This window comes from Agrobacterium sp. 16-2014-1-2a, assembly GCF_053522705.1.
This window is the reverse complement of sequence record NZ_JBNWBX010000001.1, coordinates 1,180,914-1,197,067: the sequence shown is the minus strand read 5'-3', so window position 1 is coordinate 1,197,067 and position 16,154 is coordinate 1,180,914. Positions and strand designations below refer to the sequence as shown.

Annotated in this window: 13 protein-coding genes; 11 read left to right on the top strand and 2 right to left on the bottom strand. The window is 60.7% G+C overall.

The annotated features are described in order from the left end of the window. Positions 1 to 93: 93 nt before the first annotated feature. Positions 94 to 2,997 carry an isoleucine--tRNA ligase gene (gene ileS, locus ACQZ45_RS06045; protein WP_111782778.1) on the top strand — a complete coding sequence of 968 codons (2,904 nt, stop codon included), beginning with the start codon at positions 94 to 96 and terminating at the stop codon, positions 2,995 to 2,997. A gap of 205 nt (positions 2,998 to 3,202) precedes the next feature. Then, positions 3,203 to 3,856, top strand: a complete 654-nt coding sequence (locus ACQZ45_RS06040; RefSeq protein ID WP_065661324.1) for a hypothetical protein — start codon at positions 3,203 to 3,205, stop codon at positions 3,854 to 3,856. 52 nt (positions 3,857 to 3,908) lie between these two features. On the opposite strand, the gene ACQZ45_RS06035 is transcribed toward ACQZ45_RS06040, so the two are convergent. Then, complete coding sequence (locus tag ACQZ45_RS06035; protein WP_013635558.1) at positions 3,909 to 4,367, bottom strand: nucleoside deaminase; 459 nt, start codon at positions 4,365 to 4,367, stop codon at positions 3,909 to 3,911. 71 nt (positions 4,368 to 4,438) lie between these two features. Between ACQZ45_RS06035 and ACQZ45_RS06030 the strand changes: the two genes are divergently transcribed. From ACQZ45_RS06030 to ACQZ45_RS06020, 3 genes are all read left to right on the top strand, one after another. Continuing rightward, positions 4,439 to 6,415, top strand: coding sequence for a pseudouridine synthase (locus tag ACQZ45_RS06030; RefSeq protein WP_142851140.1), 1,977 nt, complete (start codon positions 4,439 to 4,441; stop codon positions 6,413 to 6,415). Continuing rightward, a complete protein-coding gene (gene rsmD, locus ACQZ45_RS06025) occupies positions 6,396 to 6,953 on the top strand; it encodes a 16S rRNA (guanine(966)-N(2))-methyltransferase RsmD (protein WP_004432183.1) in 558 nt (185 codons plus the stop codon). The genes ACQZ45_RS06030 and rsmD overlap by 20 nt, the downstream gene beginning before the upstream one ends. Positions 6,954 to 7,142: 189 nt before the next feature. After that, positions 7,143 to 8,069, top strand: coding sequence for a patatin-like phospholipase family protein (locus ACQZ45_RS06020; protein WP_013635561.1), 927 nt, complete (start codon positions 7,143 to 7,145; stop codon positions 8,067 to 8,069). Positions 8,070 to 8,111: 42 nt separating this feature from the next. Here the strand turns inward: ACQZ45_RS06020 and ACQZ45_RS06015 are convergent, their stop codons facing one another. Continuing rightward, a complete protein-coding gene (locus ACQZ45_RS06015) occupies positions 8,112 to 9,941 on the bottom strand; it encodes a monovalent cation:proton antiporter-2 (CPA2) family protein (protein ID WP_004432178.1) in 1,830 nt (609 codons plus the stop codon). A gap of 116 nt (positions 9,942 to 10,057) precedes the next feature. Between ACQZ45_RS06015 and ACQZ45_RS06010 the strand changes: the two genes are divergently transcribed. The 6 genes from ACQZ45_RS06010 (at position 10,058) to lpxK (ending at position 16,082) form a co-directional block, all read left to right on the top strand. Then, a complete protein-coding gene (locus ACQZ45_RS06010; RefSeq protein ID WP_004432174.1) occupies positions 10,058 to 11,404 on the top strand; it encodes a TldD/PmbA family protein in 1,347 nt (448 codons plus the stop codon). A gap of 93 nt (positions 11,405 to 11,497) precedes the next feature. Continuing rightward, a complete protein-coding gene (locus ACQZ45_RS06005) occupies positions 11,498 to 12,304 on the top strand; it encodes a 3'(2'),5'-bisphosphate nucleotidase CysQ (RefSeq protein WP_004432172.1) in 807 nt (268 codons plus the stop codon). A 58-nt stretch (positions 12,305 to 12,362) separates the two neighbouring features. Next, positions 12,363 to 12,602 carry a DUF4170 domain-containing protein gene (locus ACQZ45_RS06000; RefSeq protein WP_019564234.1) on the top strand — a complete coding sequence of 80 codons (240 nt, stop codon included), beginning with the start codon at positions 12,363 to 12,365 and terminating at the stop codon, positions 12,600 to 12,602. Positions 12,603 to 12,817: 215 nt separating this feature from the next. Further along, complete coding sequence (gene waaA / locus ACQZ45_RS05995; protein ID WP_004432170.1) at positions 12,818 to 14,140, top strand: lipid IV(A) 3-deoxy-D-manno-octulosonic acid transferase; 1,323 nt, start codon at positions 12,818 to 12,820, stop codon at positions 14,138 to 14,140. Beyond that, positions 14,134 to 14,871, top strand: coding sequence for an HAD family hydrolase (locus tag ACQZ45_RS05990; protein WP_065688038.1), 738 nt, complete (start codon positions 14,134 to 14,136; stop codon positions 14,869 to 14,871). Before waaA ends, ACQZ45_RS05990 begins: the two co-directional genes overlap by 7 nt. 164 nt (positions 14,872 to 15,035) lie before the next feature. Further along, positions 15,036 to 16,082 carry a tetraacyldisaccharide 4'-kinase gene (gene lpxK / locus ACQZ45_RS05985; RefSeq protein ID WP_065688039.1) on the top strand — a complete coding sequence of 349 codons (1,047 nt, stop codon included), beginning with the start codon at positions 15,036 to 15,038 and terminating at the stop codon, positions 16,080 to 16,082. Positions 16,083 to 16,154 lie beyond the last annotated feature (72 nt).

The window sequence follows — 16,154 nt, the reverse complement described above, 5'->3', positions numbered from 1 at the left end:
GCTCGTCATGGCATTTGACATGGCGCTTTCCGTATTTGCCCTCTTTGAAATTGAGACGGCGCGACCGACACGGCGCGCAACAACGGTACAATTATGAGCGACACCGCAGAAAAATTCGACTATTCCTCGACCCTCTATTTGCCGCAGACGGATTTCCCGATGCGTGCCGGCCTGCCGCAGAAAGAACCGGAAACGGTGAAGCGCTGGCAGGAAATGGGCCTGTATAAAAAGCTCCGCGCCTCCGCCGCCGGTCGCGAGAAATTCGTGCTGCATGATGGCCCGCCCTATGCCAACGGCAACATCCACATCGGCCATGCGCTGAACAAGATCCTGAAAGACGTCATCACCCGCTCGTTCCAGATGCGCGGTTTCGACGCCAATTACGTGCCCGGCTGGGATTGCCACGGCCTGCCGATCGAATGGAAGATCGAGGAAGCCTACCGCGCCAAGGGCAAGAACAAGGACGAGGTTCCGGTCAACGAATTCCGCAAGGAGTGCCGCGAGTTCGCTGCTGGCTGGATCAAGGTTCAGTCGGAAGAGTTCAAGCGCCTCGGCATCGAGGGTGACTTCGAAAACCCCTACACAACCATGAACTTCCACGCGGAAGCCCGCATCGCCGGCGAACTGCTGAAGATCGCCAAGAGCGGCCAGCTCTATCGCGGTTCCAAGCCGATCATGTGGTCGGTCGTCGAGCGCACGGCGCTGGCGGAAGCCGAGGTCGAGTATCACGACGTTGAAAGCGACATGATCTGGGTAAAGTTCCCGGTGAAGGACGCTGCGCCAGCTCTTTCCGGCGTCTCTGTCGTCATCTGGACAACCACGCCGTGGACCATCCCCGGCAACCGCGCCATCGCCTTCTCCTCGCGGGTCGAATATGGCCTGTTCGAAGTCGAAAGCGCGCAGAACGATTTCGGTCCGCAGCCGGGTGAAAAGCTGATCTTCGCCAGAAAGCTTGCCGATGAGGCTGCTGCCAAGGCGAAGGTGACCTTCAAGTTCGTGCGCGATGTGAAAGCTGAAGAACTGGCCGCTATCACCTGCGCCCATCCTTTGGCGTCGCTTGGCTACGATTTCCCGGTTCCGCTTCTCGATGGCGACCATGTCACCGACGATGCAGGCACGGGCTTCGTGCACACCGCCCCGAGCCATGGCCGCGAGGACTTTGACGTCTGGACCGCGCATCAGCGTGAGCTGGAAGCGCGCGGCGTTTCGCCGGCCATCCCGTTCCCCGTTGGCGATGACGGTTTCTACACCGAGGACGCACCCGGTTTCGGCCCGTCTGCCGAAGGCGGTGCGGCCCGCGTCATGGATGATAACGGCAAGAAGGGCGATGCCAACGAGCGCGTCATCAAGGCGCTGATCGCGGCCAACAACCTGTTCGCGCGCGGCCGTCTGAAGCACAGCTATCCGCATAGCTGGCGCTCCAAGAAGCCGGTGATCTTCCGCAACACGCCGCAGTGGTTTGTCTATATGGACAAGGAACTGGGCGACGGCACGACGCTGCGCTCGCGTTCGCTTGATGCCATCGACCAGACCCGTTTCGTTCCGGCATCCGGCCAGAACCGCCTGCGCGCCATGATCGAAGGTCGGCCCGACTGGGTTCTGTCGCGCCAGCGCAGCTGGGGCGTGCCGATCGCGGTCTTCGCCGACGAGCAGGGTGAGGTTCTGGTCGACGAGGCTGTCAACGCCCGCATCCTCGAGGCCTTCGAGGCTGAAGGTGCGGATGCCTGGTTCGCCGAAGGCGCCAAGGAACGTTTCCTCGGCAATGACCATGACCACGCCAAATGGCAGCAGGTCATGGACATCCTCGATGTGTGGTTCGATAGCGGCTGCACCCATACCTTCACGCTGGAAGACCGCCCGGACATGAAGTGGCCGGCGGATGTCTATCTCGAAGGCTCGGACCAGCATCGCGGCTGGTTCCATTCGTCGCTGCTGGAAAGCTGCGCGACGCGTGGCCGCGCGCCCTATAACGCCGTCGTCACCCATGGCTTCACCATGGACGAGCAGGGCCGCAAGCAGTCCAAGTCTCTCGGCAACGTTGTTGCACCACAGGACGTGATGAAAGAGTCCGGCGCGGATATCCTGCGCCTGTGGGTCATGACGACCGATTACTGGGAAGACCAGCGTCTGGGCAAGGCCATCATCCAGACCAATATCGACGCGTATCGCAAGCTGCGCAACACCGTGCGCTGGATGCTCGGCACGCTTGCCCACGACAAGGGCGAGGAGATCGCCTATGCCGATCTGCCGGAACTGGAAAAGCTGGTACTGCACCGCCTGTCCGAGCTGGATAAGGTCGTGCGCGACGGGTATGACGCCTTCGACTTCAAGAAGATCGCCCGCGCCCTGATCGATTTCGCAAATGTGGAGCTGTCGGCTTTCTACTTCGACATCCGAAAGGACACGCTTTATTGTGACGCGCCGTCGTCGCTGAAGCGCCGTGCATCGCTGTCGGTCATCGCCAAGCTGTTCGATTGCCTCGTCACATGGCTTGCGCCCATGCTGCCCTTCACTACTGAAGAAGCATGGCTTTCGCGCTATCCGGATGCGGAATCGGTGCATCTCGCCCAGTTCCCGGAAATCCCGGCGGAGTGGAACAACGACGCGCTGGAAGCGAAGTGGGAGAAAATCCGCAAGGTCCGCACGGTCGTCACCGGTGCGCTCGAAGTGGAACGCCGTGAAAAGCGTATCGGCTCCTCGCTTGAGGCCGCGCCCGTCGTGCACATTGCCGACGCCGATCTTCTGGCGGCTCTCTCCGGGCAGGATTTTGCCGAAATCTGCATCACCTCGGCCATTTCGGTGGTCGGCGATGAAGGCCCTGCCGATGGCTTCCGCTTGCCGGAGGTCGCAAAGGTCGTGGTCGAGCAGAAGCTGGCGGAAGGCGCAAAATGCGCACGCTCCTGGCGCATCACCACCGATGTCGGTTCCGATCCGGACTATCCGGAGGTTTCGGCCCGTGATGCGGCGGCACTGCGCGAGCTTGCCGCGCTGGGATGATTTAAAGCTGCTGCGCATCGTTCCTGTCGAAAAATCGATTTCGAGTTTCGGGCCGATGCGCGAGGAAAATGGCCGGATGAATTGCGCTTTAGCTCTTCATCCGGTACACCTGCCTGAAAATGGCCGGATTTGCACGGCAATGCGGGCTACCGCCTGCCGAAAGACGATGTCTGGCGCAATGGGACGGACGGCTGGAAGGGTTTTTATGAAGACGATGAAGGCTTTTGGGCAGGATAACGCGCAGGGTTTGAGCATGTTCCGCACGGTTGCAGGTATCACGGCGATAGGCGTGCTGCTCAGCGCCTGCACGAGCCCGACCTATGGTACGGGCAAGACTGCGGCAGAACAGCTTGTAGACGACCTCGGCAACGCGACTTCGATCACCGGCAACGATCAGGAAAAACGTAACCTGAAATACAGCCCGCGTCCCGGTCTCGTTGTCCCCGCCCAGTCCCGCGCCGAGCAATTGACGACGCCGCAGCAGAACATGGCGAGCCGCGAAAACAACCCGCAATGGGTCGAATCGCCGGAAGAGACCCGTGAACGCCTGCGTGAAGAGGCGGATGCCAATAAGAACAATCCGCATTACCGCTCACCGCTGCTTGCCGGCAACGGCACGGCCGGCCAGATGACCGAAAGCCAGAAATGGGAAGCCTTCCGCAAGGCCAAGGCAGATGCCCAGGGTGGCTCTGTCGTCAACGCCCAGCGCAAGTTCCTGACCGATCCGCCGCAGGAATATCGTAGCGTTCCGCAGGATCAGCTGACTGACCTCGGTGAGCCGGAGCAGAAGAAGGAAAAGCGCCGTAAGAAAGAAGCGGCGATGGCAAACACCGGCAAACCCTGGTGGAACCCCTTCTGATAAAATGAAGGGCTTATGGCCTGCGGGAAAGATTGCATCTCCCGCCGGCTGCTTATTCGTCGAGACGTTTCTCGCGAAAGAATTTCCGCAGAATTTCAGCACTTTCGCTTTCCGCCAGCCCCGAATACACATCAGGCGCGTGGTGGCATGTCGGCTGGCTGAAGAAGCGCACGCCACTATGCACCGCGCCGCCCTTCGGGTCTTCCGCACCGTAATAGAGACGACGGATGCGGGCAAACGAGATCGCCGCCGCGCACATGGTGCAGGGTTCCAGCGTTACATAGAGATCGGCACCGGGCAGGCGTTCCTGTTCCAGCGCCTCGCAGGCCATGCGGATCACGGCGATTTCGGCATGCGCCGTCACATCGTTCAATTCACGGGTGCGATTGCCGGAACGGGCGATGACGCGACCGTCCATAACTAGGACTGCGCCGATCGGAACCTCCTGCCGCTCACCGGCGGCACGGGCTTCCGCCAGCGCCAGTTCCATGAAATGCGTCCTTTCGGCCATTGCGTTTCAATTTCCTCTTAACCCTTGTGCTTGGACCTGATAGGACAGCCCAAACAACAGGCAAACAGCAAATGACTTTTAAAGACAAGCCGAAGCGTGACGGTGGCAAGACTTTTAGCCGCGACAAGAAGCCGAAAGGCCCCGGCAAGCCCGCCGCAGAGCGTGAAAAGAAACCGGTAGAAGCCAAGGCGGCTCCGGTGCAGGAAGCCGTTATGGGCACCAAGCCAGAGCGCATTTCCAAGATCATGGCGCGCGCCGGCGTTGCCTCGCGCCGCGATATCGAGCGCATGATCATGGAAGGCCGCGTGTCGCTGAACGGCGTCAAGCTGGACACTCCGGTGATGAACGCGACTCTTTCCGACAAGATCGAAGTGGATGGCATGCCCATCCGCGGGGCTGAGCGCACGCGCCTGTGGCTTTACCACAAGCCCGCTGGCCTGGTGACGACCAATTCCGACCCGGAAGGCCGCCCGACCGTTTTCGACAATCTGCCGGGTGAATTGCCGCGTGTGCTCTCCATCGGCCGCCTCGACATCAATACCGAAGGCCTGCTGCTGTTGACCAATGATGGCGGTCTCTCGCGCGTGCTGGAACTGCCGACGACCGGCTGGCTGCGCCGCTACCGCGTGCGCGCCCATGGCGAGGTCGATCAGGCAGCGCTCGACAAGCTGAAGGAAGGCATTGCCGTCGACGGCGTGCTTTACGGCGCTATCGACGCGACGCTCGACCGCACCCAGGGCCACAACGTCTGGATCACCATGGGTCTGCGCGAAGGCAAGAACCGCGAGATCAAGAACGTGCTCGGCGCGCTCGGCCTTGAGGTCAACCGCCTGATCCGTATCTCCTACGGCCCGTTCCAGCTTGGCGATCTGCCTGAAGGCAAGGTGCTTGAAGTGCGTGGCCGCATGCTGCGTGACCAGCTTGGTCCGCGCCTCATCGAACAATCCGGCGCCAATTTCGACGCGCCGATCTACGATGCGCCTGTCGCCGACGATGAAGAAGAAAATACGCCCAAGCGCGCGCCCCGGTCCGAATGGGCAAAGAGCGACGCGCCGGAAGGCAAGCCGCGGTTCGACAGGGCTGCCGGCAAACCGGAAGATCGCCGCGAAAAGGCGCTCGGCCGTCTCGACACCAAGCGCGGTGACAAGCCAGCCGGCAAGTTCGGTGGCAAACCTGCCGGGAAATTCGGCGCGAAAACCCGTGGCGAAGAGGATGGCGAAGAACGCCGCCCCGCCCGCCCGCCCGCGGGCACCAGCCGCACGGCCAATGTCTGGATGGCGCCCGGCGCAAAGCCCACCCGTGATGGCAAGGAGCGGAAGTTTTCTGCCCGCGCGGAAGCGGAAAGCCTGTTCAAGAAGCCATCCGCCCAGGCGGAAGCGCGCCGCAACGTCGTCAGGCATGCCGATTCCGAGGGCGAGTGGATCCGTTCGGATTCCCCGCGCGAAGAGGAAGGCGGTCGTGGACGTGGCGACGGCCCGCGCGGTGGAAAGAGCTTTGGAGATCGCGGCGGGAAATCCTTCGGTGACCGCCCGTTCCGTGACAAACCACGTGAAGCGGGAGATCGCCCGCGTGGCGACGGTCCTCGCGGCGAGAAGAGCTTCGGAGATCGCACCGCACGCGGTGGAAAACCGTTTGGCGACCGTCCGTTCCGTGACAAGCCACGTGAGGAGGGTGATCGCCCGCGCAGCGACCGCCCACGCGGCGAGAAGAGCTTCGGAGATCGCACAGCACGTGGTGAGAAACCTTTCGGTGAGCGTCCGTTCCGCGACAAGCCCCGCGAAGACGGTGATCGCCCACGCGGCGACCGGCCTTTCGGTGACAAGCCAAGAGGCGCAAAACCGGGCGGCAAACCCGGTGGCAGGCCCGCATCGGGCAAGCCTTCTTTTGGAAAACCGGGTGAACGTGGCGAACGTTCGGGTTTTTCAGGCAAGGGCAAAGGCCCCGGTGGCGGTAGCGGCCCCGGCGGCGGCAAACCGGGCGGCAAAGGCCCGGGTGGCAAACCTTCTGGTGGCAGGGGAATGACACGTAATGCGGATCGTAGGCGGTGAGTTCCGCGGCCGAAATCTGGCCGCGCCGAAAACAAATTCCATTCGTCCGACAATCGACAGGACACGGGAAAGCCTCTTCAATATTCTAAGCCACGCCTATCCGGAAAGTCTTGACGGTACGCGCGTTCTGGACGTTTTTGCCGGAACGGGCGCGGTCGGGCTGGAGGCGCTTTCGCGTGGCTGTCGTGTGGCGCTCTTCGTCGAAAACGGCGTTGAGGGCAGGGGGCTGTTGTGGGAAAATATCGATGCGCTGGGGTTGCATGGGCGTGCCCGCATCCTGCGGCGTGACGCGACCAAGCTTGGCGGCGTCAACAATATCGAGCCCTTCGATCTCCTTTTCGCCGATCCGCCCTATGGCCAGGGCCACGGGGAGAAGGCATTTGCTGCTGCCCATGCCGGCGGCTGGCTGGCCCCCGGTGCGCTCGCCATTCTGGAAGAGCGCGGCGATGTTGTGGTCAATGTCGAGCCGGTGTTCAAACCGCTCGAAAGCCGCATCTTCGGTGACTCGAAAATGCACTTCTACCGCTACGAGCCCTAGAGCATTTCCAGCAAAAACGGCCCCCGGTTTCCGTGCGGAAATGCCGCAAAACAAAGAGTTAGAGTGTTTTCGCGATTTGAAGAAAAGCGAAAACGCTCTGACGGCAGCACTTTCCCGTCACGTCACGGTCTTGTCTTGTTTGCCGAATAGGCAGAGGCTTTGCCGTGGAAAGGGTCTTGGGTATTTGGCATGGAGCAGGGTGTAAACGACAGCGTCACAATGGTTCACGCCGGGCAAGAGGCAATCGATGCCAGCCGCGAGAGCGGTCATGAGCCGACATTCGGCCTGGCGCTCGGCGGTGGTGGCGCACGCGGCATCTGCCACATCAACGTTATCGAGGCATTCGACGAACTAGGCATTCGCCCGGTCGCGCTTTCCGGCTCCTCCATCGGCTCCATCATCGCAGCAGGCATGGCGGCCGGCATGAGCGGCAAGGAAATCCGCGAATATACGCTTGAACTCATGGGGCGGAAGGGTTCGGTCGCCAACCGTCTCTGGAGCCTTGGCCCCGCATCCATGCGCCATGCGGTCGATGGCTTTCGTCTTGGCCAGTTCAATCTCGAACTCATTCTGCACGCCTTGATGCCGCAGGCCCTGCCGAAGGATTTTTCCGAACTTGCCATTCCCCTGAAAGTGGTGACCACGGATTATTATGCGCAGACCGAAGTGGTGGTGGAAACCGGCGAGATCATTCAGGCGCTGGCGGCTTCTGCGGCTATTCCGGCTCTATTCATGCCGGTGCGCGTCAACGGCCGCATCATGATCGATGGCGGCATCTTCAATCCTGTGCCCTATGAGCATCTGATGGATCAGGCCGATATCATCGTCGGCATCGATGTGGTTGGAGGCCCTGAAGGTGATGGCACCACCATGCCGAACCGGCTGGACAGCCTGTTCGGCGCCAGTCAGCTGATGATGCAGGCGGCCATTGCCCTGAAACTCAGATTGCGCCCGCCGCATATTTTCCTGCGCCCACCGGTGCACCGTTTCGGCGTGCTGGATTTCCTCAAATCGGAAGAAGTTCTGAACGCTTCCGCCGGGATCAAGGATGATCTGAAACGGCAGATCGAAATGCAGGTGGAACTGTTCCATCGCGGGCAGGGCGTGGAGGCTTGAGCGGTACTCCTTGAGTATTCGCTATGGGCGAGCGCGTGCCGCTTAGTGGGTGACTGCTATTTCACCCTCGTCTTCGTCCTCTTCTTCCTCGCGCTTTTCCACCTTGTTCTTCGGCTTCATCAGTGGCTCGGGCTTCACTTCGCGCACCGGCTTGTTGTGCAGCATCTGCCTGCCGGCGGCGAGCCCTTCCACGGCCTGTAGCTGCAATCTCTCCTCGTCGCGCTCGCGTATGTCGTCGGAAATGGCAAGCGCCCTTTCGCCGTCCATGTCCAGCCCTTCCAGAATGCGGCGGCCAAACAGCAGGCCGGATTCCAGCGTCTCGCGGATTTCGTATTCCACGCCCTTTTTCCTGAGATCGAGGGAATGAATGCGGTCATAGGAGCGGGCATAGATGCGCACGCTTGGAAATTCCGACTGGATCATGTCGATGATGCGGTCGGTGACTTCCTTTTTATGGGTGCAGACCGCCACGAGATCGGCGCGCTCTATGCCAGCCGCGATCAACACGTCCTTGCGTGTACCATCGCCAAAAAAGATGCGGAAACCGAAGCGGGAAGCCTGACGTACACGATCGGCCGAACTGTCGATGACAGTCACGTCGCGCCCACCGGCAAGCAGGATTTGCGAGGCGATCTGGCCGAAGCGCGAAAAGCCGATCATCAGCACATCGGCGCCAGCCCCGTCAAAATCCTCGTCCAGCGTGTCCTCATCGGCATCCTCCGCCGTCAGCCGGCGAGAAACCACTGCCAGTAGCGGCGTCAGCGCCATGGAAAGCGTCACGATGGCGACAAGGATGGAAGCCGTCGCCTGCGGAAACAGGCGGGAGGCGGCAGCAGTGGAAAACAGCACGAAACCGAATTCGCCGCCCTGCGCCAGCAGCAGCGCGATACGGCTCGATGCATAACGGGACGAACCGGCGATGCGGCACAGCCCATAGATTACGGCCGCCTTCACAGCCATCATCGCCGGCACGGCGATCAGGATGAGAAGAATGTGCTCGTAGACGATGTTGATGTGCAGCGACATGCCGACAGCCATGAAGAACAGCGCCAGAAACAGCCCGCGAAACGGCTCGATATCGGCTTCCAGCTCGTGCCGATAAGAAGATTCCGACAGCATCAGCCCGGCCAGCAGCGCACCCATGCCCATCGAAAGCCCAACCGCCTCCATGATGGCGGCCGCACCGATGACGACGAAGAGGGCGGCGGCGATCATCACCTCCCGCGCACCCGTGCGGGCGATGATCTGGAACATCGGCGTCAGCAGATAACGCCCGGCCAACACCATGCCAGCCACCGCGACAACGGAGGCGACGAGATCGTAGGCCATCGAATCCGTCGGCACGTCCGGGCGGTTGGAAAGAATGGTGACAAGGGCAAGAAGCGGTACGATGGCGAGATCCTGAAACAGCAGGATCGAGAAGGAGCGGTTGCCATGCCGCGTATTCATGTCGCCATCGTCTTCAAGAATCTGTAACGCAAAGGCGGTGGAGGAGAGTGCAAGGCCGAAACCCGCAACGAGGCTGCCGCGCGCGTCGATCAGTCCGGCCCACCAGGCAATCAATGCCAGCACGCTGCCCGTCACCAGCACCTGCGCCAGCCCCAGCCCTAAAATATCGCGCCGCATCTGCCATATGCGCGACGGCTTGAGTTCGAGGCCGATGATGAAGAGCAGGAAAACCACGCCCAGTTCCGAGACGTTGAAGATGTCTTTCGCGTCTGTCACCAGATGCAGGAACGGCCCGATGACGATGCCCGCCACCAGATAACCGAGCACGGTGCCAAGGCCGAGTTTGCGGAAAATCGACGCCGCGATGACAGCGCCGGCCAGAAGCAGCAAGGGTTCGGAAAAGAGAGCGTCGTGCTCGGTCATGCTGGCTGACTTTCGAATATGGTGGCGACAAAGCCTTGTCGATGGAGAAAGCGGCGTTTCGCCCTTGATGCGGGGTTGATGGCACAATAAATGGAACAGGAATGAAAGGCCAACTCATGTCCTCAGAAATAGATTCTTCCAAACTTCTCGATCGCGCCAGCGAGCTTGTCGATCTTGCCCGTGCTGCAGGCGCGGATGAGGCGGATGCCGTCGTCGTCCGCTCTCGCTCGCAATCGGTCGGCGTCCGGCTTGGCAAGGTGGAAAGTACCGAATCCTCCGAAAGCGATGATTTTTCGCTTCGCGTTTTCGTCGGGCGGCGGGTGGCGAGCGTTTCGGCCAATCCCGGCTTCGACCTGAAGACCCTGGCGGAACGGGCGGTGGCCATGGCGAAGGTTTCGCCGGAAGACCCCTTCGCCTGCCTGGCAGACAAGGAACGGCTCGCAACCTCCTACGACGATCTCGAGCTTTTCGATGCGACCGAGGTCTCTACAGATCAATTGCGTGAGGCAGCGCTCGCCTCGGAAGAGGCGGCGCTTGCCGTCAAGGGCGTCAGCAATTCCTCCGGTGCTGGCGCATCGAGCGGCATGGGCGGCCTCGTCCTTGCCACCTCGCACGGTTTTTCCGGCAGCTACATGGGCAGCCGTTTCAGCCGTTCCGTCAGTGTCATCGCCGGCGAGGGCACGAAGATGGAGCGCGACTACGATTTCGACAGCCGCCTCTATTACGCCGATCTGGATGCAGCCGAAGAGATCGGCCGCCGCGCCGGCGAAAAAGTCGTGCGGCGGGTCGGCCCGCGTCAGGTCGATACCGGCAGCAATATTACCGTGGTTTTTGATCCCCGCATCGCGCGCGGTTTCGTCGGCGCCATTGCCGGCGCGATCAATGGCGCTTCCGTTGCCCGCAAGACCAGCTTCCTGCGCGACAGGATGGGGCAGCAGGTTCTGAAAAAGGGCCTTTATCTGACGGACGATCCGCAGATCGTTCGTGGCCCCTCGTCGCGTCCTTTCGATGGCGAGGGTGTCCGGGGCGAGAAGATGACGATGATCGAGGACGGGGTGCTGAAGCATTGGTTCCTCTCTACCTCGGCAGCCCGTGAACTCGGCCTTGAAACCAACGGTCGCGGCGTGCGCGGTGGCACTTCGGTATCGCCGTCCTCAACCAATCTTGCGCTGGAGCCAGGCGATATTTCGCCGGAAGATCTGCTGAGGGACGTCGGAACCGGCTTTTACGTCACCGAACTGATTGGCCATGGCGCCAATATGCTCACCGGTGAATATAGCTGCGGTGCGAGCGGCTTCTGGATCGAGAATGGTGAAAAATCCTTCGCGGTTTCCGAGGTCACCATCGCTTCGAACCTGAAGGACATGTTCATGCGTGTCACGCCGGCTAACGATATCGACCGCAAATATGGTGTCGCAGCACCGACGCTTGCTATCGAAGGCATGACGATCGCGGGCAAGTGAGGCGACCTGCGGGTTGTTTTCGCCAGCACTTTGTGTGCAAGTGCGAAGGGAAAAACAGGCGCGCCGTATGAGGCGCGCGGAAAAGACGGCAAAATGAACGATATGGCTGAGGCCCGCTGGGCTTCCGATCTGAGGCTGGTCCTCGAAGCCGCACGCAAGGCGGGCGAGACGGCCCTCGGTTTCTTCCGCAAGGACCCCGAGGTCTGGTGGAAGAATGGCGGGCTTTCACCGGTCAGCGCGGCCGATTACGCGGCAAACGAAATTCTCGAGACCATCCTGCGTACCGCCCGGCCGGAATATGGCTGGCTGTCGGAAGAGACGGATGACGATACGACAAGGCTTGCCCGCTCCACCGTCTTCGTCATCGATCCCATCGACGGAACGCGCGCCTTCATCGGTGGGCGGGATACCTGGTGCGTCAGCGTCGCCGTGGTGCATGAGGGCCGACCCGTCGTTGCCGCCCTTGTTGCGCCTGCACTCGCAGAGGAATTCACCGCACTTGAAGGCGGAGAAGCGCTGAAGAATGGCAAGCCGATTTCAGCCGCCCGTGAAAACACCGGCGTCTTCCATCTGGCCGCACCTGAAGACGTGATTACGCATCTGCCGGAAGAGGTGCGCAGCACCGTCAAGCGCATTCCGCATGTGCCCTCGCTCGCCTACCGGCTGGCGATGGTGGCGGATGGCCGCATCGATGGAACGCTGGTCAAGGCGAACTCGCACGAGTGGGATCTGGCCGCCGCAGACCTGATCCTCGAAAGGGCAGGCGGCAGTCTGGTCGGACTTGACGGAAAACCCCTGATGTATAATCGCCGCGAGGTAAACCACCCCGCATTGTGCGCTGCAGCAGAATATGCGCTTCCCGCGCTTTTGAAAGCGTTTTCACATCTGTCCGATGGTTGACGTTTGCCCGGAAATCCCGCAGATGAGGGGCTCTCAGAGCTTAAGAAAGAGACAAGACATGACGGAATCTGGCAAACAGAAACAGCTGCTGCACCTTGTGTTCGGCGGCGAACTGGAAAATCTTCAGGATGTTCAGTTCCGGGATTTGAATGCGCTCGATATCGTCGGCATCTATCCTGACTACGCTTCCGCGCTGACCGCGTGGAGATCCAAGGCGCAGATGACTGTTGATAACGCCCATATGCGTTATTTTATCGTGCATATGCACCGTCTTCTCAATCCCGACGATAAAAATTGAGTCCTTTTGCCCTTGCGTTGTAATACTATTGGGTGAAGGCGAGTTTTCCCGTGATTCCTGCCCGGAATGGCAGGCAGGAAATTCGGTTGCGAGAAAACGTGATCGCGCTTTTGTTTCCGATGATAAAAAATGACGCAATTTGAGAAGAAGTAGGCGGCGATAACAACAAAGAACAGGGGCAGGGCATTGCGCGGAATGATCAAGGGCAGAATGTCATGAGCAGCCGTATCGCACGTTTCGCTCTTTCCGGTTACAGGATTGCCGGTATCGCCGCTTATCCGTTTGCACGGCCTTATCTTTCCTATCGGGCCGCAAAGGGCAAGGAAGACAAGCGCCGCCGTCTAGAACGTTTCGGTTACGCCAGCGCGGAGCGCCCCCGTGGCCCGCTCGTCTGGTTCCATGCCGCAAGTGTCGGCGAAACGCTCGCCCTCATTCCGCTGATCCGCGAAATACGCAAGCGCGATATCTTCGTGCTTCTGACCACCGGCACCGTCACCTCGGCCGAGCTGACCCGTACCCGGCTTGGCGATGATGTGATCCACCAATATGTGCCGCTCGACATCAAGATCGCGGTCAACCGTTTCCTCGCCTACTGGGCACCGGATGCCGCCATCACCGCTGAATCGGAAATCTGGCCGGTGACGATGATGGAGCTGGAGCGCCGGCACATTCCGCAGATCCGGGTCAATGCGCGGCTCTCAGACCGTTCCTTCGACCGCTGGAACAACCGGCACGACATTGCGGAATCGCTGTTTTCCAAGCTGGCGCTGGTGGTTGCGCAATCCGATGTCGATGCCGAACGCTTCCGTGATCTCGGCTCCTGGCCGGTGGTGATATCCGGCAACCTCAAGGGCGATACGGATCCGCCGCCTTGCGACGAAGCTCTGCTCGAGCACTATCGCAGGCAGATCGGCACCCGCAAGACATGGGCGGCGATCTCCACCTTCGACGGTGAAGAGAAGGCAGCAGCCACCGTGCATGCGGCGATCAAGTCGCGCAACGGTCAATTGACCATCATCGTGCCGCGCCACCCCGAGCGCGGCGACGACGTGGAAGCCATGCTGAAGGGCATGGGGTTGACCGTGGCGCGCAGAAGTCGCAACGACGTGATCACGCCGGAAACCGATATCTTCCTCGGGGATTCCATTGGCGAAATGGGGCTTTACCTCAGGCTCACCGAACTTGCCTTCGTCGGCCGTTCGCTGACGGCCGAGGGTGGGCAGAACCCGCTGGAGCCGGCAATGCTGGGCTGCGCCGTACTGTCAGGCGCGCATGTACAGAATTTCCGCGAGGCCTATCAGAAGCTGATCCGCGCCGGCGGCGGGCGCATCGTCCGCGATGTCGAGATGCTGGCCAAGGCGGTGCATTACCTCCTGGTCAACGACAATGAACGCTACAAGATGATCGATGCCGGCAACCGGGTCATTCAGGACATGCGCGGCGCGCTTTCCGCCACCGTCAAGGCGCTGGAGCCCTACATCAACCCGCTCACAGTCACCGCCAAGCTGCAACCGCGGAGTGCCATCGGTTCATGGTAGCGGATATGGAGATTGATGCGACCAAATCGATTGCCGCAGTCCTTTTCGACAAGGACGGTACGCTGTTGGGTTATGACGCAAGCTGGGGGCCGGTGAACCGCGAACTTGCGGCGATTGCGGCCAAGGGCGATCCCGTTCTTGCGGACCAGCTTCTCGCCGCCTGCGGCATGGATCCGGTTACCGGGCATGTGGTGCCCGACAGTCTTTTGGCTGCCGGCAATACGGCGGAGATAGCTGCCGGTCTCGTCGCCGCCGGTTCGCCTTGCGATGTCGTGGAGTTGACTGCGCGGCTCGACCGGCTATTCACTGAAGCAGCGGATAAATCCGTGCCGGTGACCGATCTCAAGGCATTTTTCGCAAGGCTCAAGGCACGCGGCTACAAGCTTGGCATCGCCTCCAGCGACAACGAAAAATCCATCCGCCAGACGGCGATCCGTTTCGGTTTCGAAAGCGATGTCGATTTCGTCGCGGGTTATGACAGCGGTTACGGCACGAAGCCGCAACCCGGCATGGTTCTCGGTTTCTGCGACGCGATTGGTCTTGCGCCTGCGCGCGTGGCAGTGGTCGGCGACAATAATCATGATCTGCACATGGCGAGAAATGCCGGCGCAGGATTGCGCATTGCCGTTCTCACCGGAACCGGCTCGCGCGAAAGCCTTGGCGCCGACGCCCATTATTGTTTCGATGATATTACCGCGCTGGAAACCCTGCTTCCGGAACGCGTTGTTTAGGTCATGTCCCCGCAGTGCGCGCCACTTGTCGCACAAGATGGGAAGAGACAAGCTGCGCATGTATAGCCGGGTTTTGCAATTCAGGGTTTTTTCTGGCAAATACCCATGTGACTTATCGAATTTAAGCGCAATGCCGTGGGTGATGCGGCCGGGAGCAGGCATATATGGTTTCTGAAGCGCCGCCTTTCTGGTGGCAGAAAGCAGGCTGGCAAGCCTGGCTGTTATCACCGTTTTCCCTTCTCTACGGCAATATTGCCGGCCGGCGGATGCGCACGGCAAAACGGGCGAGCGTTCCCGTTCCGGTCATCTGCATCGGCAACTTCACCGTTGGTGGTGCCGGAAAGACGCCGACCGCAATGGCAATCGCCCGAGCCGCCAACGCAAAGGGCCTGAAACCCGGCTTCCTGAGCCGTGGTTATGGCGGCACACTTGATGTCACCACCCTCGTCGATCCCGCGCAGCACCGCTCCGCTGATGTCGGCGATGAACCCCTGCTGCTTGCCCGCGAGGCGGTGACGGTCATCTCCCGCAAGCGGGTGGAAGGTGCACATCGGCTGGTGAAGGAGGGCGTGGATCTCATCATCATGGATGATGGCTTCCAGAGCGCACGCCTGACGCTGGATTATGCGTTGGTCGTTATCGATACGGTGCGTGGCATCGGCAACGGCCATCTTGTGCCGGGCGGCCCGGTCCGGGCGCCGCTTGCCGAACAGATGCGGCATATGACCGGACTCTTGAAGGTCGGTAACGGCCATGCGGCCGATCCGCTGGTCAGAACCGCGGCAAAGGCCGCCAAACCGGTTTTCGTCGCGGCGATAAAGCCGCAGGAACCGCAGGATTTCAGGGGAAGGCGCGTGCTGGCCTATGCTGGCATCGCCGATCCCGCCAAGTTTTTCCGAACTGTCGAGGGGCTTGGTGGCGAAATCGTGCTGCAGCGCTCCTTTCCTGACCATCACCATTTCAGCGATGACGAGATCGCCGATCTTCTGCAGGACGCGGATAAGGAAAACTTGCAGCTGGTGACAACGGCCAAGGACGCCGTGCGTCTTAACGGGCACCATGGCCGTGCGGAAGAATTGCTGTGGAACAGCCTGGTGATCGAGGTCGACATGGTGTTCGACGATCCCAATGCGGCCACAACGATTATCGAGACGGCGGTGCGGAATTGCCGCGCCCGTTTGCTGCGGGAAAATGCGCGGACGTCAATTTAGAGCATCTCGGAACGCAAGCCGCCGGGCACTCACCCCCTCATTCCTGTGCTTGTCACAGGAATTGATCAGCCC